This window comes from Methylocystis bryophila (assembly GCF_027925445.1).
Classification (GTDB): Bacteria; Pseudomonadota; Alphaproteobacteria; order Rhizobiales; family Beijerinckiaceae; genus Methylocystis; species Methylocystis bryophila.
Window position 1 is genome coordinate 15,945 of sequence record NZ_AP027149.1, and the last position, 19,541, is coordinate 35,485.

Annotated in this window: 11 protein-coding genes; 6 read left to right on the forward strand and 5 right to left on the reverse strand. The window is 64.6% G+C overall.

What is annotated here, in order from left to right; translation table 11 throughout:
• Positions 1-131 precede the first annotated feature (131 nt).
• The 4 genes from QMG80_RS00075 to QMG80_RS00090 form a co-directional block, all read right to left on the reverse strand.
• Positions 132-7,157: an autotransporter-associated beta strand repeat-containing protein gene (locus tag QMG80_RS00075; RefSeq protein WP_085770966.1), complete on the reverse strand. Its 7,026-nt coding sequence runs from the start codon at positions 7,155-7,157 to the stop codon at positions 132-134.
• A gap of 557 nt (positions 7,158-7,714) precedes the next feature.
• Positions 7,715-10,792: an efflux RND transporter permease subunit gene (locus tag QMG80_RS00080; protein WP_085770967.1), complete on the reverse strand. Its 3,078-nt coding sequence runs from the start codon at positions 10,790-10,792 to the stop codon at positions 7,715-7,717.
• 15 nt (positions 10,793-10,807) lie between these two features.
• Complete coding sequence (locus QMG80_RS00085) at positions 10,808-11,977, reverse strand: efflux RND transporter periplasmic adaptor subunit (RefSeq protein WP_085770968.1); 1,170 nt, start codon at positions 11,975-11,977, stop codon at positions 10,808-10,810.
• A complete protein-coding gene (locus QMG80_RS00090; RefSeq protein ID WP_085770969.1) occupies positions 11,967-13,658 on the reverse strand; it encodes an efflux transporter outer membrane subunit in 1,692 nt (563 codons plus the stop codon). Before QMG80_RS00090 ends, QMG80_RS00085 begins: the two co-directional genes overlap by 11 nt.
• Before the next feature lie 220 nt (positions 13,659-13,878).
• Between QMG80_RS00090 and QMG80_RS00095 the strand changes: the two genes are divergently transcribed.
• The 4 genes from QMG80_RS00095 to ubiA all read left to right on the forward strand — a co-directional run bounded on the left by QMG80_RS00095 (position 13,879) and on the right by ubiA (position 17,644).
• Complete coding sequence (locus QMG80_RS00095; RefSeq protein WP_085770970.1) at positions 13,879-14,526, forward strand: TetR/AcrR family transcriptional regulator; 648 nt, start codon at positions 13,879-13,881, stop codon at positions 14,524-14,526.
• A gap of 80 nt (positions 14,527-14,606) precedes the next feature.
• The gene (locus QMG80_RS00100; RefSeq protein WP_085770971.1) at positions 14,607-15,965 is read left to right on the forward strand and encodes a (Fe-S)-binding protein; all 1,359 of its coding nucleotides are present in this window, start codon (positions 14,607-14,609) and stop codon (positions 15,963-15,965) included.
• Positions 15,966-16,161: 196 nt separating this feature from the next.
• On the forward strand, positions 16,162-16,602 hold the full coding sequence (locus QMG80_RS00105) for a hypothetical protein (RefSeq protein ID WP_085770972.1): 441 nt from the start codon (positions 16,162-16,164) through the stop codon (positions 16,600-16,602).
• A 67-nt stretch (positions 16,603-16,669) separates the two neighbouring features.
• Positions 16,670-17,644: a 4-hydroxybenzoate octaprenyltransferase gene (ubiA, locus tag QMG80_RS00110; protein WP_245300115.1), complete on the forward strand. Its 975-nt coding sequence runs from the start codon at positions 16,670-16,672 to the stop codon at positions 17,642-17,644.
• Here the strand turns inward: ubiA and QMG80_RS00115 are convergent.
• Positions 17,635-18,159: a DUF6101 family protein gene (locus QMG80_RS00115; protein ID WP_085770973.1), complete on the reverse strand. Its 525-nt coding sequence runs from the start codon at positions 18,157-18,159 to the stop codon at positions 17,635-17,637. The genes ubiA and QMG80_RS00115 overlap by 10 nt on opposite strands.
• Positions 18,160-18,381: 222 nt before the next feature.
• Here QMG80_RS00115 and QMG80_RS00120 point away from each other — a divergent pair, with 222 nt between their 5' ends.
• A complete protein-coding gene (locus QMG80_RS00120) occupies positions 18,382-19,251 on the forward strand; it encodes a 3'(2'),5'-bisphosphate nucleotidase CysQ (protein ID WP_342586572.1) in 870 nt (289 codons plus the stop codon).
• On the forward strand, positions 19,248-19,502 hold the full coding sequence (locus QMG80_RS00125; RefSeq protein ID WP_085770974.1) for a DUF4170 domain-containing protein: 255 nt from the start codon (positions 19,248-19,250) through the stop codon (positions 19,500-19,502). The genes QMG80_RS00120 and QMG80_RS00125 overlap by 4 nt, the downstream gene beginning before the upstream one ends.
• The last annotated feature ends 39 nt before the right edge of the window (positions 19,503-19,541 follow it).

The following is a 19,541-nucleotide window of genomic DNA, read 5'->3' on the forward strand; positions in this document are numbered from 1 at the left end:
TGGAAAGCGCTCTCCGCGCACGCGTCTCCCGAAGCGCTCCTATCCTCAACTCTGGACGGAGATCTCGCGACCGAGTTCGTTGGAACGCGACGCGGCGCTGGCGCCCCCTTCGAGCGGCTTTGTCGCGGCGCTCAAAATCCCCAGCGGAATCCGGCGCGACCGAAATAGGTCTGGCCGCGGTCGGAGAACTCGCCGTCGAATTTCGCAAAGAGCGTCGTATCGGCCGGCATGCGCAGCTCGGGTCCGAGCGAGACGACCGCCGCGTTGCGGCCCGGCCTGGCGCCTTCGACGCCAAAGCCCGTCCCCGGCAGGATCGCGAAGGCCGCGGCGAGCGTCGGGTCGCTCACCCAGTCATGCGCATAGGCGGCGCGCCCGCGCAGCCCCAGAACGGCCGGTCCGTAAACGCCGATCGCCTGGTAGAAGCGCGCGCCGATCTCCGCGCGCGCGTCGGTGAAGGAGCGGCCCAGATAGGAGAGCGCGAAGCCCGAGGCCATCGGGTCGTTCTCGCTATAGCCGGGCATCTCGAAAACCTGCTCCTGCGCCGCGACATAGGGCGAGACGCCGAAGAGCGCGACATTCTGCAGGCCCGCCTCGATCCGCCCGGCGTAGTTCTGCGACTGGAAGCGCGCCGTCAGCCCATAGCCCGAGGCGTTGCGCGACGTGTCCATCCAATGATTGCCGAAGGCGAAGGCGGAAGCCACATAGGCGGAGCCGAAGCGCATCAAGCCATAGAGGCTCGCCTGCATGAAGTCGTCATGGCCGCCGCCGAGCCCCTGGGCCAAGCCCCAATCGGCGCCGCCGCCCGAAAGCGCTAGGCCCAGCGTCACGCCGGGGAGCGGCCGATACTCGATGCCCGAGGCGAGGCCGAACAGGCTTCCCGTCAGCGCATGCGTGCCGGCGCCGGTCGGATCGGCGGAGAGAGTGGAATAGCCGCCGAAGGAATTCGCCCAGACTCCCCAAACGGGCCGCGGGATGAGAATCGGGCGCGGCGCGGCGGACTTTCCCACATCCGGCATGACCAGCGCGATGGCTTTCGGCGCGGCGACGGGCGCATCCTCGGCATAGCTCATCGGCCGGACGGACGAGGCCCCGCTGTCGCCGTCTGCGATCGCGGCGTCGAAGATCAGATCGAAGAATTGGTTCGTCGCGCCAAAGCTCGTCTGCTGGGTCGCGGTGGAGGCTTCGCCGGTGAGCGTCGCGAGCGTGGAGGAAAGCGTCGAGGCGTTGAGATTGAAGAGGTTGACGAAATTGGGCGGCAGCGCGCCGCCAGCGTTAAAATAGAGGTTCAGCGCATTGGCGACATGCTGCTGATTGCCCGGCAAGCCGAAAGGCGCGCCACCGTTCAAGGCTCCGAGGTTGGCCGTGAGATTGAGGTAGACGTCATTGCTGTCGTAGCTCAACGACTCGTGGAAGCCCGAGGGCACGCTCGTCGAGACGAGACCCGCGAATTGATTGGCGCCGCCGATCCCGCCGCCCGTCGCGCTCAGGATCGTATATCGCTTCTCGAGATAGCTTCCGGGCGCATAGCCCGCGCCCACTGTGGCGCCGGCGAGCGAGGCGCTCCCCTGAACATGGGCGGCGGTCGAGGTCATCGCATTGAGCGTGACGAGATAGCTCGAGCCGGCGTTGAAGGACAGATTGCCGCCGACGGTCATGGAGCCGCCGGGAGTTCCCGCGGCTGGGGCGAAGACGCCGCCGCCGTTGATCGTCAGCGCGCCGACGCTTCCCGTTCCCGCCAGCGCCGCGCCAGCGTTGACGGTCGTCAGCGAAGAGGAGGCGATCGAGCCGTCGACGACCAGCGCGCCGCCGTTCACTGAAGTCGGGCCCGTGTAGCTGCTGTTCCCGGTGAGGATCACCATGCCGCCGCCGACGCTGTCTTTGATGGTGAGCTGGCCGTTCGTCGCGTCGCCATTGCCGATGGCGCCGGAATAGATGAACCTATTGCCATTGGCGTCGATCGTTCCGCCCGAAGCGTTGAGGGCGCCGGCGTTGGCGATCGTGAAATTGCCGTCGGCCTGCAAAATGCCGCCGTCGAAGGTGAGCGGTCCGGTTCCGAGCGCCGACGACGAGCCAACCTGCAGCGTCGTCGGCGTCGAGGGCGTGGCGTTGGCGGTCAGGCAGACCGAGTCGCGCGCGGCGCCGCAGATCGTCGTGCCGCCCGTATAGCTGTTGGCGCCCGAGAGAATGAGCGTGCCCCCGCCGTCGGCGACGATGTCGCCCGCGCCGCCGATCGCGCCCGAGATTGTATTGGTGCTTCCAGTCGCGACGACGAACGCCGGATCGCCGGTGAGCGTAATGGCGTTCGCGATATTCAACCCGTTGCCGTTGAACAGGAGCGTCGTCACGTCGCTCGCCGCCTTTCCGAGCGAAAGCGCGCCGGAACCGAGCGCGCCGCTGTTCGAAACGCCGATCGTGGTCGGCGCGGCGGTGGTTCCGCCAGAGAGCGTCACACCGCCGGTGAAACTATTGGCGGCGGTCAGGATGAGCGTTCCCGAACCGAACTGCGACAGGGCGCCAGCTCCGCTGATGACGCCGCCGAAGGTCACGCTGTCGCTGCGGTAGAAGGCCAGCGTCCCATTGTTCGTCACATTGCCGGCAATCGAGCCCGTGGTTCCGCCATCGCCAATCTGCAGGGTTCCCGAGGAGATCGTCGTGCCGCCCGTATAGCTGTTGGCGGCGGTCAGAATGAGCGTTCCCGAGCCGAGCTGCGAGAGGGCGCCGGCTCCGCTGATGACGCCGCCAAAGGTCACGCTGTCGCTGCGGTGGAAGGCCAGCGTGCCATTGTTCGTCACGTCGCCGGCAATCGAGCCCGTGGTTCCGCCATTGCCGATCTGCAGGATTCCCGAGGAGATCGTCGTGCCGCCCGTATAACTGTTGGCGCCGGTCAGGGTGAACGCGCCGGTCCCGGTCTTGACGAGCCCGCCGGCGCCCGAAATCGCGCCGGAGAAGAGGCTGCTTGTCCCATCGCCGCCAGTCGTCAAGGTGGCGGCCCCGAGAGTGACGGCGCCGGGGCCAGAAAGAGAGCCGATGGTCTGGTTGAAGCCGTTGAGATCGAGCGTCGCGCCCGAGCCGACGGTGAAGGCGCTGGCCGGGGCGAACGCGCCGGCGGCGCCGGCGCGGAGCGTCCCCGCGCCGACGCTGGTCGCGCCTGTGTAGAGGCTCGCTCCGGAGAGCGTCAGCACCCCGGCGCCCTGCTTGGCGAAGCCGCCCGCGCCCGAAACACCGCCGCTCAGGGAGAGCGAAAAGGCCTGCGTGTCGATGGTGTTTGCGGCGCCGGCGTCCAGCACGAAATGATTGGCAAAGGCGAGGCCATTGTTGCCGACCTGAAATGCGCCGCCGTCGAGCGTTACCGAGCCGCTTCCAATAGAGCCGTTGGCAGCCGCCTGGAGAACGCCACTGGTGATCGTTGTCCCGCCCGTGTAGCTGTTGGCGGCGGTCAGGATGAGCGTTCCCGAACCGAACTGCGACAGGGCGCCAGCTCCGCTGATGACGCCGCCGAAGGTCACGCTGTCGCTGCGGTAGAAGGCCAGCGTCCCATTGTTCGTCACATTGCCGGCAATCGAGCCCGTGGTTCCGCCATCGCCAATCTGCAGGGTTCCCGAGGAGATCGTCGTGCCGCCCGTATAACTGTTGGCGCCGGTCAGGGTGAACGTGCCGGCCCCGGTCTTGACGAGCCCGCCGGCGCCCGAAATCGCGCCGGAGAAGATGCTGCTTGTCCCATCGCCGCCGGTCGTCAAGGTGGCGGTCCCGAGAGTGACAGCGCCGGGGCCCGCAAGAGAGCCGATGGTCTGGTTGAAACCATTGAGGTCGAGCGTCGCGCCCGTGCTGACGGTGAAGGCGCTGGTCGGGGCGAACACGCCGGAGCCGCCGGCTCGAAGCGTCCCTGCACCGACGTCGGTCGCGCCCTGGTAGGCGCTCGCTCCATTGAGGATCAGCACGCCCCCGCCTTGCTTGGCGAAGCCGCCCGCGCCCGAAATGCCGCCGCTCAGGGAGAGCGAATAGGCCTGAGTGTCGATCGTGTTTGCAGCGCCGGCGTCCAGCACGAAATTATTGGCGAAGGCAAGGCCGTTGGTCCCCGCCTGGAACGCGCCGCCGTCGAGCGTTACCGGGCCGCTTCCAATGGAGCCGTTGGCAGCCGCCTGGAGAACGCCACTGTAGATCGTTGTTCCGCCCGTATAGGAGGAGTTGGAGCCGAGCAACGCTAGCGTTCCAGCGCCGATTTTCGCGAGCGCGCCGCCGCCGGAGAGGGAGCCACTGAAGGTCGCGCCGAGGCCGTTGGTGTCGATCGTTGACGTGCTGCCCGCCGTCAGCGTGGCGTTGACGCTGGTTGTGAGGGCGGCCTCGATGACCTTGATTGTTCCACCGCCGAGATTGAATTGATAAAGCGATTGTCCGTTGCCGTAGTTCGCCTTCAGGCCGTCGCCGCCGATTTCGAGAGCGCCCCCATTGAGACTATAGACGCCCGTGCTGGCGCCATAACCTGAAAGGTAGAGCGTCGAGCCATTGTGGACGCGCAGGACGCCGCCGGTTTGCGTGATCGTCCCTTGCGATTGCAGCGCGCCGCCATTGAGGTTGCCGTAGCCAATGATGAGCCCGCCGCCGCCGCCGCTGTTGCCCGACAAATCGACGACGCCGCCGCCGCTGATATTGAGCGCGCCCGTGCTGCCCGAGTGGGAGCCGGTGTTGCGGCCGATGGTGTTGAGCCCGGCGGTGAGGTCAAGCTCGCCGCCGCTGATATTATAGACGCCGTTGCCGCTTTGGTTGCCGATGTTCAGCGCCGCGCAGTGCGTGATGTCGCCGCATTGGGCAATGAGCTGCACCGTGCCGCCTGTTTGAGTGACTGTTCCTGTGCCGCCGAAATCGCCAACTTGCAGCTGTGTTCCGAAGGTGATCGTGCCGCCCGAGACCAGAAGCGCGCCGACATTGGGCGTGCTCCCGACCACGCCCTCGCCCACGGCGAGATAGGTGACGGAGGTGTTTCCGCTCGTTTGCTTCATCGCGCCTTGAGCGATATAGGTTTCGCCCAATTGAATTGTGGCGTTATCGATGGTGAGAGTGCCTGACCCTGTCTTGAGAAAGGTCCCGTAGGGATTGGAGCCATAACCCTGATTGGTCATGCTGATCGTGCCGGAGAAGGCCGTGTTCGAATTGTCGCCGCCAGCCGTCAGATTTTTGGTTCCAACATTCACGAGGCCGCTGCCGGCCAGCGAACCGATAGTCTGGTTGAAACCGTTGAGATCGAGCGTCGCGCCGGAGGCGACCGTGAAGGCGCTGGCCGAAGAGAAGGCGCCGGCGGCGCCGGCCTGCAGCGTTCCCGCGCCGACGAGTGTCGCGCCCGAGTAAGTGTTGGCCCCGGAAAGCAAGAGCGTTCCCGCGCCCGCTTTGGTAAGCGCGCCACTGCCGGACAGGACGCCGCTGAAGGTCGCGCCGAGGCCGTTGGTATCGATCGTCGATGTACTGCCCGCCGTCAGCGTGGCGTTGACGCTGGTTGTGAGGGCGGATCCGTAGACCTGGATCGTTCCGCCGCCGAGATTGAATTGATAGTGCGGCGCGCCCGCGCCGTAGCCCGCGAGAAGGCTATTGCCGCCGATCTGAAGCGTGCCGCCGTTGAGATTGTATATGCCGGTGCTGCTATTCAAGCCCGAGAGATTGAATGTCGAGTCATTGTGGATGCGCAATGTGCCGCCGGTTTGCGTAACCGTTCCGTGCGACTGCGCCGACGTCGATCCGCCATAACCGATAATGAGGCGCGCCGCATTTCCGCCTGTGCCTGCGACATCGACGAGACCCCCGATGATGTCGAGCTCTCCAGTGCTGCCGGGATTGCTGCCGGTATTCCGCCCGACTGTGTTGAGAAGAGCCGAGAGATCGAGTTCGCCGCCGCTGATAGAGTATAAGCCGCTGCCGCCCTGGTTGCCGATGTTTACGGAATAGCCGGCATGCACCGTGCCTCCTTTCTGGGTGACTGTTCCCTGACCGCCGAAATCGCCCACCTGAAAAGCGCTGCCGGCGGCATTCGGGATGGTGAGAGTGCCGCCCGTAATGGAAAAAGCGCCTACATTTGAGGTCCCCGATCCTACGGCCAAATAGTTGACGGCGGTGGTTCCGCTCGTCAGCGCCAGTGCGCCCTTGGCGACGTAGGTGTCCCCCAGCGTGGCGTTGTCGATGGTCAGCGTGCCGGACCCTGCCTTTATAAATTCGCCGACCCCCGTGGTCGTGGTGACCGTCCCGGAGAAGGCGGTGCTCGAGTTATCACCGCCTGCCAACAGATAGTTGGCTCCAACATTCACGAGGCCGCTGCCGGCCAGCGAACCGATAGAGATGATCTGGCCGACGCCGTTGAGATTGAGCGTCGCGCCGGAGGCGACCGTGAAGGCGCTGGCCGAGGAGAAGGCGCCGGCGGCGGCGCCCTGTAGTGTTCCGGCGCTGATAAGGGTCGCCCCTGTGTAGGTGTTGACCCCGGAAAGCGTAAGCGTTCCCACACCCGCTTTGGTGAGCGCGCCGCCGCCGGACAGGACGCCGCTGAAGGTCGCGCCGAAGCCGTTGGTGTCGATTGTTGACGTGCTGCCGGCCGTCAGCGTGGCGTTGATATTGGTCGTGAGGGCGGATCCGAGGACCTGAATCGTCCCGCCGCCGAGATTGAATTGATAGGCGCCGGCCCCCGCCCCGATCGCATTCGCGCCGCCGATTTGCAGCGTGCCGCCATTAAGATTGTAGGTCCCCGAACCCCCGCCAAATTGGATTTGGCCGCCGGACAGCGTCAAGAGGCCGCCTGTCTGGTTGACGACGCCCGTGGACCCCGCGTTTGCCGCAATGGTCAGTCCGGCTCCGAATGTCGTCCAGGAGCCATTGGCGCCCACGGTAACCGCGCCAGCGCCGGTGTCGCCAATCCGGGCGGAGTTGCTGGCCGCGCCATGGGAGAAGATCTGCGCCGTGCCGGCGTTGTCGATGACAACGGGTGTGCTGGAGTTTGGCGCTCCGCCTGACCAGTTCGCAGGATTGAACCAGTCGCCCGTGCCGTCAATCCAAGTGACTGCCAAAGCTGGAGCCGGGAGCAACGCTGTAATTGCGAAGCCCGACAACGCCGAGGTCGACCTCAGCCACCGCCTTTGCGCCCGACGGATCAGCTCGATCCGAAAGTCGAACGAATGGGCCATGGAGCAGCTCCGATTCTACTCTAGCGTGACCGGGGGCGGCGGCCCCGGAATTTCGTGTCGCTCGACGTAAAGCGCGCTGCGCTCAGGCGCGGCGTCTCCGCGCAAGGAACCATTCAGCGCCAACGCGGCGAGGCCAGCTCAGGGGTCGGGTCGGGGACGGCAAGGGGACCGGATTCGAAACCGGTCACCCGCCCAACGCTGTCAGTAGCTGGACTTCCAAAATAGTAATAGGCGCGGCCGGCGACCGAACTGGAGTTCCGAATGAGTTTTTATTTCAGAGGCCTGCCTCTGTCTCGATCATGCCCAAATTTATTCACAGATGAGAATATTTGCAACTCACGAAACGACTAATTTGGAATATTCTACTGAGGTGTTGCACATTTGCAACAGTGTTGCTCATTAAATTATGATACTCCTGTGTTAAGCTATGATACTTTTGACATTGTCCCACAGCTGACATTGTCCCACAGCGGGCGCCGGCGCCGGTCAGGGCCCAGCGCTCGATAGGCAAGAGGTCAAGAGCGTTTGAGCGAAATCGCTCAAACGCACATTGAGATCTATGCGTCGACAAGCCTCGCCGCCTCGCTCGCCTCCTCCTTCGCGCTATGGGTCGCGCCGAGCGTCAGATAGACGGCGGGGAGAACGAACAGCGTGAACAGCGTGCCGATCGACAGGCCGGAGGCGATCACGAGACCCATGTTGAAACGCGACGCGGCGCCGGCGCCCGTCGCCGCAATGAGCGGCAGCACGCCAAGCACCATGGCCGCGGTGGTCATCAGAATGGGCCGCAGACGAATGGAGGTCGCCTCCAGGATCGCTTCGCGTTTGGATTTGCCCGAGCGCTGCAGCTCATTGGCGAATTCGACGATCAATATGCCATGCTTGCTGATCAATCCCATCAGGGTCACGAGGCCGACCTGGGTGTAGATGTTGATGCTCGCTCCGCCGAAGCCCAGCATGATGAAGACGAGCGCGCCGGCAATCGACATGGGCACGGAAACGAGGATGATCAGCGGGTCGCGGTAGCTTTCGAACAACGCGGCCAGCGCCAGAAAGATGATGATCAAGGCGAAGCCGAAAGTGGCCGCGAAGCCGCTCGATTCCTGGATAAACTGCCGTGACGGCCCCGCATAGTCGATCGTATAGTTTGGAGGCAGCGTGCGCTGGGCGATCTCCTTCAACGTATCCAGAGCCTCGCCGGCGATGACGCCCGGCGCCGCGACGCCCGAAACGGTGACGGCGTTGGCCTGCTGGAAATGGTTGAGCGATTCGGGAACGACGGTCGTCTCCAATTTGGCCACCGTCGACAAGGGCACAGAAGAGCCGTCCGCCGTCTTGATGTAGTAATTCAGGATTTGGTCGGCGTTCAGGCGAAAGCGCTGCGCAATTTGCGGAATGACCTTGTAGGAGCGGCCGTCCAATCCGAAATATTGCGTGTAGCCGCCGCTCAAGGCGGTCGTGAGCGCGCCGCCGACGTCGATCATTCTCAAGCCGAGTTGCGCGCTCTTCTCCCGATCAATGACGAGCGACATCTGCGGCTGGTCGATTTTGAGATCGGTGTCGAGGAAGATGAACTTGCCGGTCCCGAGCGCCTGAGACAGGAGATCGCGAGCGACCGAGTCCATTTTTTCGAAAGTGTCTGTGCTCTGCACGACGAATTGGATGGGCAGGCCCGTGGCGCCCGGCAGGGGCGGCTGTTGGAAGGCCACGATGCGCAGCCCCGCCACGGCGCCGAGCTCCTGCTGGATTATATGTTGCAGCTCCTCCGCTCCGACCTTGCGCGTCTCGGCGGGCGTGAGCACCATGCCGCTCAAGTTAAGCGCCGGCGAGTTGATCTGGAAAACGGTCTTCGTCTCCGGATGCTTGGCGAAGATTTTATAGGCTTGGTCGGCGTAGAAGAGCTTCTGCTGCAACGTCGCGTTCGGCGCCGGCGTCGATTGGGTGAGAACGAGGCCTTGGTCTTCGTCGGGCGCAAGCTCGCTCTTCGAGTTCGCATAGAGCCAATAGATGCTTACGAGCACCAACCCGCCGAAAGCGAGCGTGACCGGGACATAATTCAGCGAGGCGTCGAGCATCCGATGATAGCGTTCTCTGAGCGCGTCCATCGCGCCGTCGATGAAGGCGACGATCCGGGTCTCGATCGTTTCGCGTCCCCGCTCCGGCGGCTTGAGCACGAAGGCGCAGCTCACCGGCGAAAGCGTCAACGCAATGACGCCGGAGACCGTGACCGCGCCGGCGAGCGTGAAGGCGAATTCGACGAACAAGGCGCCGGTGAGCCCGCCCTGGAAGCCGATCGGCACATAGACGGCGATGAGCACGACGGTCATCGCGATGATCGGCCCCGCGAGCTCGCGCGCCGCCTGCAGGGCGGCGTCGACGGGCGTCGCGCCCTCCGCCAGATGACGATTGACGTTCTCGACGACGATGATCGCGTCGTCGACGACGAGGCCGATCGCAAGCACCAGCGCGAGCAGCGTCAGCAGATTGATGGAGAAGCCCAGCGCCAGCAGGATCGTGAGAGAGCCGACGAGAGAAAGGGGGATCGCGATGACCGGAATGACGACCGAGCGCCAGGAGCCGAGGAACGCGAAGACGACGGCGGTGACGATGAGAATCGCCTCGACGAGCGTGTGGATCACCTCGTCGATCGAGCTGTTCACGAAATCCGTGGAATCATAGACGATCTCGCTGACGAGCCCTTCCGGCAGGGCCTTGGCGATCTCGGGATAGGCGGCTTTGACGCCGGCGATGACATCGAGCAGATTGGCGGCGGGCGCGACCTGAACGCCGATGTAGACCGCCTGCTTGCCGTTGAAGGAGACCGAGGAGTCATAGTCGTCGGAGCCGAGGGTCACATTGGCGACGTCCCTGAGCTTCACATTGGCGCCGTTCGCCTGCTTGACGACGAGGTTGCGAAACTCCTCGAGCGAGTGCAACGACGTCGACGCGGAAAGATTCACCTGCACCATCTGGCCTTTGGTGGAGCCGAGGCCGGCGATGTAGTCGTTGCCGGAAAGCGAGGCCGCGAGCTCGGTCGCCGTAAGGCCATAGGCGGCGAGCTTCGTCGGGTCGAGCCACGCCCTCAAAGCGAATGTCTTGCCGCCAATGAGCTCGGCCGTCTGCACGCCGGGCACGGATTGCAGGCGCGGCTGCACGACGCGGATGAGATAGTCGGTGACCTGGCTCGGCGAGAGCCGCTCACTGGCGAAGCCGATATACATGGCGTCGATCGTCTGCCCGATCTTCACGGTGATGACCGGCCGCTGCACGGCTGCGGGCAATTGGTTGAGGATCGAATCGACCTTGGTGCTGATCTCGGTCAGCGCCTTGCCGGAATCATAGTTGAGCCGCAAATAGGCGGTGATCGTGCTCGTGCCGATCTGACTGGTCGACGAGAGATAGTCGATGCCATTCGCCTGCGCGATGGCGTTTTCGAGCGGCGTCGTCACGAAGCCCGCGACCGTCGCGGGATCGGCGCCGAAATATTGCGTCGTCACGGTGACGATGGCGTTTTGCGTGCGCGGATACTGCAAGACCGGCAGCGTGGCGAGCGATCTCAGACCCAGCACCAGGATCAGCAGGCTGACCACCGTGGCGAGAACGGGACGACGAACGAATATGTCGGTGAAACGCATCGACTGGGTCTCCCTTCATTGATCCTGCGGCTTGGGATCGGCGTCAACGGGAGGCGAAGGGCTGTCGGCGATCTTCAGCGGCGCACCGTTCCTCAGCTTGATCTGACCCGCGGTGACGACCACGGCGCCCTCGGGAAGCCCTTCGAGCACCGACACCTCATCACCGCGCTTCGCGCCGAGCCGAACGAAGCTCTGACGAGCGACGAGTCCTGTTCCTTGCTGCCCCTTTTCGTCGCTCTTCTGGGCGATGAAAACCGAATCTCCATAAGGCGCGTAGACGATCGCGGTCTGCGGCAGCGTGATGAAGCGTTCCGGCTTGCCCGTCGCGACGTCGATTGAGGCGAACATGCCGGGCCGCAGCTTGCGTTTGGGATTGGCGAGACTCGCCCGCACCTGCACATTGCGGCTGGCTTGATCCACCTTGGCGTTGATGGCGGCGATCCTGCCTTCGAATTTTTCTCCCGGAAAGGCGTCGACGGTCGCCGTGATCGTCTGTCCGACGGCGACGCCGCTCAACGCCTGCTGAGGCAGCACGAAATCGAGATAGATCGGGTCGAGCGCCTGCAGCGTCACGATGACCGTGCCGGCGCCGATATATTGCCCGAGGTCGATGGTGCGGATGCCGAGCCGTCCGGCGAAAGGCGCGCGCAAGGTCTTTTGCGCAACCACCGCCTCCTGCTGCGCGACCTCGGCGTTTGCGCTTCTAAGATTCGCGACATCCGTATCGACGGTCGCCTGGCTCACGCCGTGAATCTTCAATTGCGACTGGTCGCGGCGTAGATTGATGGCGTTGAGCTCGGCGGTGGCTTTCAGGGATTCGAGCTTCGCGTTGTCGGTGTCCTTGCGCAGCTCCAGGAGCGGCTGACCCGCGGCGACGTCCTCTCCGGATTGGAATTGGATTTTTTCGACGACGCCGGAGGCTTCCAGCGCGAGGTCGGCTCCGTTGACGGCGCGGAAAGCCCCGATCGCCGTAAGCTTCGGCTTCCACTCCTGAAACGCCGCGGTGGTGACGGAAACCGTCTGCGGCGGATTGGCGAGCGATGCGAGCGCCTGCTTGATCATCATCGAACGAAAGCCGACGAAGCCGTAAAGGCCGCCGAACACGACGGCGACGCAGGCCAGCATGATCATCATGGGCTTGAACGCGGGTCCGAGGCGGTTTTGCAAAGTCGCCTTAACGAGCATTTTCAGCGTCCTCCATCACTGCGCGCACGCCCGCCGCAATTGGCGACGTCGCGATGAGATCCGTGGGTCTTGGCTGTGAGGCGGGCGTTTCGTCGACGCGATTCCACCAGCCGCCGCCGAGCGCCTGCAGCAGCGCCGTCGTGTCGGAATACCGCGCCGCCTGCGCCTTCACACGATTGATGCGGGCGTTGAGAAGCGTCTGCTCGGCGTTGAGCACGGTCGCGTAGGTCGTCAAGCCCCCGGTATATTGATTTTGGACGATCGTCAGGCTTTCCGCCGCCGCTTTTTCCGCGGCGACCTGGGCGCGCAGCGTCTCGGCGTCGTGCTTGACCGCTTGCAAGGCGTCCGCCACGTTGCGGAAGGCGTTGATGACGGTCGAACGATATTGCGCCGAGGCTTGCTCGAGCGCCGCGACATTCGCCTCGCGCTTATGGAACAGCCCCCCGCCGTCGAAGGACTGCGCGGCGACCGACGCCCCGAGGTTGTAGACCGCGGTTTGCGGCGTGATGAGCTGGTTGAGCGAAGGGGACTGGCTGCCGCCCGTCGCCGACAAGGTGAGCTGCGGCAGCATATTCGCCGTGGCGACGCCGACATTGGCGCTCGCTTGATGCAGCTGGCTTTCCGCGGAGCGGATGTCGGGACGTTGACGAACGAGCTTCGAGGGAAGGCTCAACGGCAGCTCTTTGGGCAGATGCAGGCTATCGAGATCGACGGCCTCCCCTCTGTCGGCGTTGGGGAAGCGGCCGAGATAGGCCATGAGCTGGTCGCGCATCTGCGCGCGGGCTTTTTCAAGCGGCGGCAAGGTCGCTTGCGCCTGGGCGAGCAGCGCGCGCTCCGAGACCACATCGGAGAGCGCGATGGCGCCGAGATCAAAGCGCTTCTGCAGCAGATCGAGCTGGGATTGATAGGCGGAGATGAGATCGCGGGTGACCTTGATCTGCGACGCGTAGGAGGCGTCGGCGATCGCCGCGGTGACGACATTGGCGGTCAGCGTCAGATAGGTCGCCTCGAGCTGGAAGCGCTGCTGCTCGGCGGCGGCCAAATCGCCCTCCACCGTGCGCGCGGTCTTGCCGAAGACGTCGGGCGTGAAGGAGACACCGACATTGGTGTTGAAGAGCGAGAAGCGCAGCGGCTCGGCCGAGGAGCTCGACGAAGACGCCGAAGTCGAAGACGAAGACGTCGAAAACCCGCCAAACTGCGCAGTCGAGATTTGCTGGCGTGTCGCCCCGATCGACGTATTAGACGCCTGCGGCAGGAAGGACGCCGCATCAGCCTCCGCGATCTCGCGCGCCCGTCGCAGCGCCGCCTCGGCGGCGACGATGTCGGGATGGTTTTCAATGGCCTCGGCGACGAGCGCGGAAACTTGCTTCGAACGAAACAGCCTCCACCATTCTCCCGGAATGTCCCGGCCATGGGCGAGTCTTTGCGCAACGCCGCCGGCCACGGGCGCGGACACTGTGACGCCGATGCCGCGCCCCGCCGAATAACCGGCTTCTTGGGGCGCTTCGGGGCTGACGAAGTCTGGGCCGACCGCGCAGCTGCGCAACGGCAAAACCGCCAAAAACAGCCCCGCGGCCAAGAGCGAGCTCCGCCGACGACGGCGCGGCGCCCGGAAATTCGGGTCCGTCGCCGGCGTCGTTGAGCCCGTCTCCCGTTGCGAGTTGATGCGGGTCGAAGACATGTGTATAAGGGCCTCGGAATGAACTGAACGGTTCAGTTCACCTGAGCTTTATACGGCTGCGCCTAGGCCAAGTCAACGTCAGACTGAACTGTTCAGTTCAGCCCCTTCACGGGCGCGACTTTCTCTCGAAGCTTGTCTTTGAGGAGAAGCAATCGCGGCAGCTCGAGAAGTTGGCGTCCTTTGGCCGGAGGCTGAGCCTAACAATCGGGTTTTGACCGCCATGAATTCACCATTAGCCGCGCCCGATCTCTCGGGAGAGCGCTTCTCCGGGCGGAAGGCGTGCCAAGTCCTCGTCGCCGCGCGCCAGGAATTTCTTTTGCACGGATTTTCGGGAACGAGCGTGGACGCGATCGCTCGGTCGGCGGGCGTTTCGAAAGCGACCCTCTACGCGTATTTTCCGAGCAAAGAGGCTTTGTTCACGCATTTGATCGAAGCCGAGTGCAAGGACAAATGCGGCAACATCCCCTCGCCCGATCTCGATCGGGGGCTGGCTCCGGCCCTCCACGTCTTATGCCGGCATTTCATCGATTTCTTTCTCTCGCCGGACTCGGCTGCGTTCTTCCAAACCATCTCCAACGAGCGTTACCGCTTCCCCGAGCTTTGTCACCTCTATTTCAACAGCGGCAAAAAGAATGTGCTCGACTTCCTCGCAGCCTATCTCGAGCAAGCGCGGGATAAGGGGCTGCTCTCCTTCGACGACCCGCCTATCGTCGCCGAGCAGCTCTTGAATCTCGCAGTGGCCGACCTTCCTCTGCGCGCCGCGCTCGGCCTCGAGGCGCGGGGCGAGGCGGAAGCCGAGAGGATCATGGAGGCAGGCATCGCAACTTTTCTAAAGGCCTATGGAAGCCCAAACGCCTCTTCGGGCTGATAATCCGGGGGCGTCGGCGCCCGCTCGCTGCATCTTTTGGGAACGAATGTTGCTTCCCCGCCGGCAAAGTGGGGCGCCTCATGAAAACCTTTCTCGACTGGTCGGCCTATGACACTTACGGCATTGGCGACGCCTATTCCGGCATTCCCGCGACCGGCGGCAATTACGCCAAGGCCGTCGCCGTCTGCATGCACAGCCGCGACTGTCAGAAGACCGCCAAGGGCGTCATGTGCCCGAGCTTTCGCGTCACGGGCGAGGCCAAACATTCGACCGAGGCGCGCGTCGCCGCCTTTAAGGCGGCGTTGAACGAGGGCTCGGACGCGCGGGCCTTCGCCGATCCGCGCCTCGACGAGGCGATGGATCTGTGCGTCTCCTGCAAGGCCTGCAAGAAGGAATGTCCGAGCGCCGTCGATATGACTCTGATCAAGACGGAATATCTGGCGCAGCGACACGAGATCAGGCCGCCCTCGCTGCGGCTGCGACTCTTCGGGGCCGCGCCGGAATGGCTCTCGCGCTACAAGACCCCGCTGCGCCTCGCGATCAAGGCGCATAATCGCCTGCCTGCGCTGGCGAAGTTCGTGGAGCGGTGGATCGGGGTCACGGCGCGCCGCCCCCTCCCGGAACCCGCCGCAAAGCCTCTTGCAGCCATGACGGAAAGCGCGACCGGCGAGCGCGGCGCGGTCGTTCTCTTCGTCGACACTTTCTGCCAGCACTTTGAGCCCGAGATTGCGGAAGCCGCGATCGCCGTTCTCCAACATGCGGGCTACGCCGTGCGCGTCGCGCGTCCGGCGCCGACCGACGCGGAGCCCGATCGTCCGCTCTGCTGTGGGCGCACCTATCTCACGACGGGTCTCGTCGAGAAGGCGCGTCGCGAGGCAAAGCGCGTGCTCGCCGCGTTTCAAGACGAGATCGCCGCCAAGACTCCAATCATCGGCCTCGAGCCCTCCTGCCTGCTGTCTTTGCGCGACGAGCTTTACAGCCTCGGGCTCGGGCCGCAGGTCGGCGACCTCGGAAAGCAGCTCTATCTCTTGGAGGAGTTTCTCGCGCGCGAGCATCAGAACAACGGCTTGCGCATGAAGCTGAAGGCGCTCGAAGCGCAGCGGGCGCTGGTTCATGGCCACTGCCACCAAAAGGCGTTCGGCGCGATGAAAGCGATGCGCAAGGTTTTAGGCTGGATTCCAGGGTTCTCCTTCGAGATCGTCGACTCGAGCTGTTGCGGCATGGCCGGCAGCTTCGGGCTCGAGGCCGAGCATTACGAGACCTCGATGCGGATGGCCGAGCTTTCGCTGCTCCCCGCCGTGCGCGCAGCGCCCGAGGCGCCGCTCATCGCCAACGGCTTCTCCTGCCGCCATCAGATCGCGCACGGCTCGGGGAGACAGGCCCGGCACGTGGCTCTGGTGCTGAGAGACGCGCTCGAGGCGCTTCCCTCCGGGGGTTAGCAGAGTCGGCGAAGCGTCACTGCGGCTTCAGCGCCAAGCCCCTCAAGCGCCAAGCCCCTCACCCAGCCCTCTCGCCGTGAACGGGGAGAGGGAGTAGGCTAGGCTGAGCCGCCATCAAGCCGCCGCTTTGTTGGGGCCAGTGTGCCGGCCAAAGGGGGCGCGTTCGTCGCTCCGCGCGCTTTTTACGGAAGGACCGATGATCGCTCGGCTGACGAAAGCTCCGCTTTGGCTCACGCCTTTCGCCTTGATGGCTCTCGCGCTCTCGGTTGCGCCCGCGCGGGCGGCCGGAGACGACTGCCAGGCGGAACTGCCGAAGATGATGCAGCAGCGCATGGCGCAGATCGAGAAGCTCAACGCGATCGGCAAGGCGGGCAAGGGCAAGATCGATCCCATGGCGGCCTGTCCGGTGGCGAAGGCGCTCGTCGCTTCCGAGAACCAGCTCCTGGCCTTTATGACCAAGAATAAGGACTGGTGTCAGATTCCCGATCCCTACATCACGCAGCTCAAAGAGGCGCAGGGCCGCGATCAGATGTTCGCCGCGAAGGCCTGCGAGGCCGCCGCGAATTTCAAGAAGATGCAGGAGCAGCAAGGCGCCGCCGCCGGCGGTCCGCCGCGCCTGCCCGCCGGGCCGCTCTAGGCTAAGAACGGGGGTTTCAGCGCATGGCTCGTGATGAAGCGCGACAGGTGAGGTCAAAACAGCGCGCGTGAAACCTATCGCCGAGAACAACGCGCTCGCCGCCAGATCGAGCGTCGCCAACCTCCCCGACGCCGTCGCGGGACATTGGCTCCTGCGGCTTGCGCCGGAACCCGCAAAGCCCTTTCTGCAGCTCGCGCGACTCGATCGTCCAATCGGCTGGCAACTCTTGCTTCTGCCTTGCTGGCAGAGCAGCGCTCTCGCCTGCGCCGCCTACGGCCTTCCCCCCGATGTCAAGCAGCTCGCGCTCTTCTTCCTCGGCGCCGTGGCGATGCGCGGCGCGGGCTCGACCTATAACGACATCGTCGACCGCGAGATCGACGCCCGCGTCGAGCGCACCCGCAACCGGCCGCTCGCCAGCGGGCGCGTCTCCCTGCGTGCGGCGAAGCTTTTCTTTCTCGCGCAATGTCTCGTCGGGCTCTATGTCCTCGTCTCGTTCAACCTGCCGACGATCGCGCTGGCGCTCGTCTCGCCGCTGATCGTGCTCCTTTATCCCTTCGCCAAGCGCTTCACCTCCTGGCCGCAGGCGATTCTCGGCGCGGCCTTCGCCTATGGCGCTCTCCTCGGCTGGACCGCGACGCTCGGGACGCTGGGTCTTCCCGCGATTCTGCTCTATGCGGGCTCGATCTTCTGGACGATCGGCTATGACACGATCTACGCGCTGCAGGACGCGCGAGACGACGAAAAGGCGGGCGTCCGCTCGACGGCCCGGCTATTTGGCGCGCATGTGCGGCTCGCCGTCGGGGCGCTTTACGCTTTGTGCTTGGCCTTCACGCTCGCCGCCTGCATGACGGCGGGGTTGGGCTTCTTCGCCAATCTCGGCGTCGCGGCCTACGCCGCGCATCTCTTATGGCAGACTCTGCCGCTCAAGCAGGGCCTGGAGACCGATCGCGCGTTGTCGCTCTTTCGCTCCAACCTCCACGCAGGTCTCTTGTTGTTTCTGGGCCTCCTGGCGGAAAGCCTCGCGCGGTTTCCTCACTCGTAGCAGACGATCTCGCGTTCGCCGCTGAAGACTTCGGCGGCGCGGGCCAGCTCGCCGCGGCTGCGGCGCGAGAGAAAGCGCGGGCGGCGCTTGGCTACGGCGACATTGCGTCGGCGCGCGAAAATCTGCGCGGGCTTCGCCGCGCCGACCGGCGAGACTTCGCCGTTTTCTGACGCGAGACGCGGCAGGTCGAGACAGAAGGACCAGTATTTCCAGTCCGCGGCGGCCGCGCCGCTGTCCTTCGTTTCGCAGAGCAGGACCTCGAGGTCCGGGTCTGCGTGAGCGAGCGACAGCCGGTAGGCGGCGACCCCCGAGGATGGCGCCGGCTCCACCGCAAGCGCAACGCCTTGATAGGCGGTGAAGGGCACGCTGATCCGCATGGAGACGCCCTTCAAGCGCCTCTCGATCAGCACGCCGGCGCGCGTCACCCGCACGACGCGCCGTCCGCCGTCGGCGCGCGAATCATGCTGAATCTGGCCGCAGCCGTTCCGGTCTTGGGTCGAGTGCCGTTCGAACATTTTCGCCTCCAGGGAAGGGATCGCTTGCTTCGTCGGGGGCCATAATTGCGCCAGAGCGCGTCCATATTTGCTAACAGGATCGGTGAATCCGGCTTAAACCATTGCTTTTGAGGTCGCTTTGGCTCTCCTTGGCTAAACGGCGGAAAAGACGAAACATAAAATTGCGCGCATTCTTCCCCGAACAGGCTTTTTGCCCGGCGAGAATCGCATTCGCGCGCCGCAATGGGCAAATCGCCGCTTGCCGCGCGCACGCGCCTCGCCTACCAGACAATCATGCAAGGCTTCCCGGCTGATCTTCGAAAGCTCGCGAGCCGCCTCGAGCAATTGGCGCGCGAGGCCGGCGCGATCGCCCTCACGGATTTCCGTCTCGGCGAGCGCACCAGCGCCGAGATCCGACTCAAGGGCGGGGGCTCGCCCGTGACCGACGCCGACATCGCCGTCGACCGCTTTCTCCAGCAAGGCGCCAAGGCGATCCTCCCCGAGGCGGGGTGGCTCTCCGAGGAAAGCGCCGACAACCCCGAGCGGCTCGAGCGCGACTGGCTTTTCATCGTAGACCCGATCGACGGCACGACAGCCTTTCTGCGGGGCGATCCCCGCTGGTGCGTCTCGCTGGCGCTCATCGACAAAGGCCGGCCTGTCGTCGGAGTCGTCCATGCGCCGGCGCTAGACCACACCTTTCTTGCGCTCCGCGGCGGCGGCGCCTTTCTCAACGAAGAGGCGATCGGCGTTTCGGCTCGAGCCGACCTGCAAGGAGCCGCTTTCGTCGCCCCCACCGAATATCAAGACGTTCTCGGCGACAGCCTCTACGAGCTGCATTTCGTCAAGCGCAACCCGTCGCTGGCCTTGCGCATCGCCCAGATCGCCATGGGCGACGCGGATGTGGCGATCGCCAAGCCCAACGCCCGCGATTGGGACATAGCGGCGGCCGACGTGATATTGAGCGAGGCGGGTGGCGCGCTCGTCGAGCTCGACGGAGACGCGCTTACCTACAATCGCCCTAACCCGCGCCGCGACATGCTCGTCGCCGCGCCCAAGGCGCTGCTGGGCGAAAGCCTCGCCTTGGCCAAAGCCGCAGCGAGACGAGGATCATGACGACTGACGTTCCCCCCCACGCCAAGCCCAAGCAACTGGTGCATCTCGTCTTCGGCGGCGAGCTCGAGGATCTGGGCGCGGTTCGCTTCCGCGATGTCACGAAGCTCGATCTCGTGGGCGTCTATCCGGACAATGAGAGCGCCGTCGCCGCCTGGAAGGCGAAGGCGCATGCGACGGTCGACAATGCGCATATGCGCTATTTCATCGTGCATTTGCACGAATTGCTCGATCCGGATGTAGACAGGCTTTGACATACGGACGGCTGCGCAAAAACTGGGCGTCGCCGTCTT

Bases quoted from the DNA above. Each gene is read 5' to 3' on its own strand.
- QMG80_RS00080 (WP_085770967.1), bottom strand. From the start codon at position 10,792: ATGCGTTTCACCGACATATTCGTTCGTCGTCCCGTTCTCGCCACGGTG.
- QMG80_RS00100 (WP_085770971.1), top strand. From the start codon at position 14,607: ATGAAAACCTTTCTCGACTGGTCGGCCTATGACACTTACGGCATTGGC.
- QMG80_RS00085 (WP_085770968.1), bottom strand. From the start codon at position 11,977: ATGCTCGTTAAGGCGACTTTGCAAAACCGCCTCGGACCCGCGTTCAAG.
- QMG80_RS00095 (WP_085770970.1), top strand. From the start codon at position 13,879: ATGAATTCACCATTAGCCGCGCCCGATCTCTCGGGAGAGCGCTTCTCC.
- QMG80_RS00115 (WP_085770973.1), bottom strand. From the start codon at position 18,159: ATGTTCGAACGGCACTCGACCCAAGACCGGAACGGCTGCGGCCAGATT.
- QMG80_RS00120 (WP_342586572.1), top strand. From the start codon at position 18,382: ATGGGCAAATCGCCGCTTGCCGCGCGCACGCGCCTCGCCTACCAGACA.
- QMG80_RS00125 (WP_085770974.1), top strand. From the start codon at position 19,248: ATGACGACTGACGTTCCCCCCCACGCCAAGCCCAAGCAACTGGTGCAT.
- QMG80_RS00090 (WP_085770969.1), bottom strand. From the start codon at position 13,658: ATGTCTTCGACCCGCATCAACTCGCAACGGGAGACGGGCTCAACGACG.
- QMG80_RS00105 (WP_085770972.1), top strand. From the start codon at position 16,162: ATGATCGCTCGGCTGACGAAAGCTCCGCTTTGGCTCACGCCTTTCGCC.
- QMG80_RS00075 (WP_085770966.1), bottom strand. From the start codon at position 7,157: ATGGCCCATTCGTTCGACTTTCGGATCGAGCTGATCCGTCGGGCGCAA.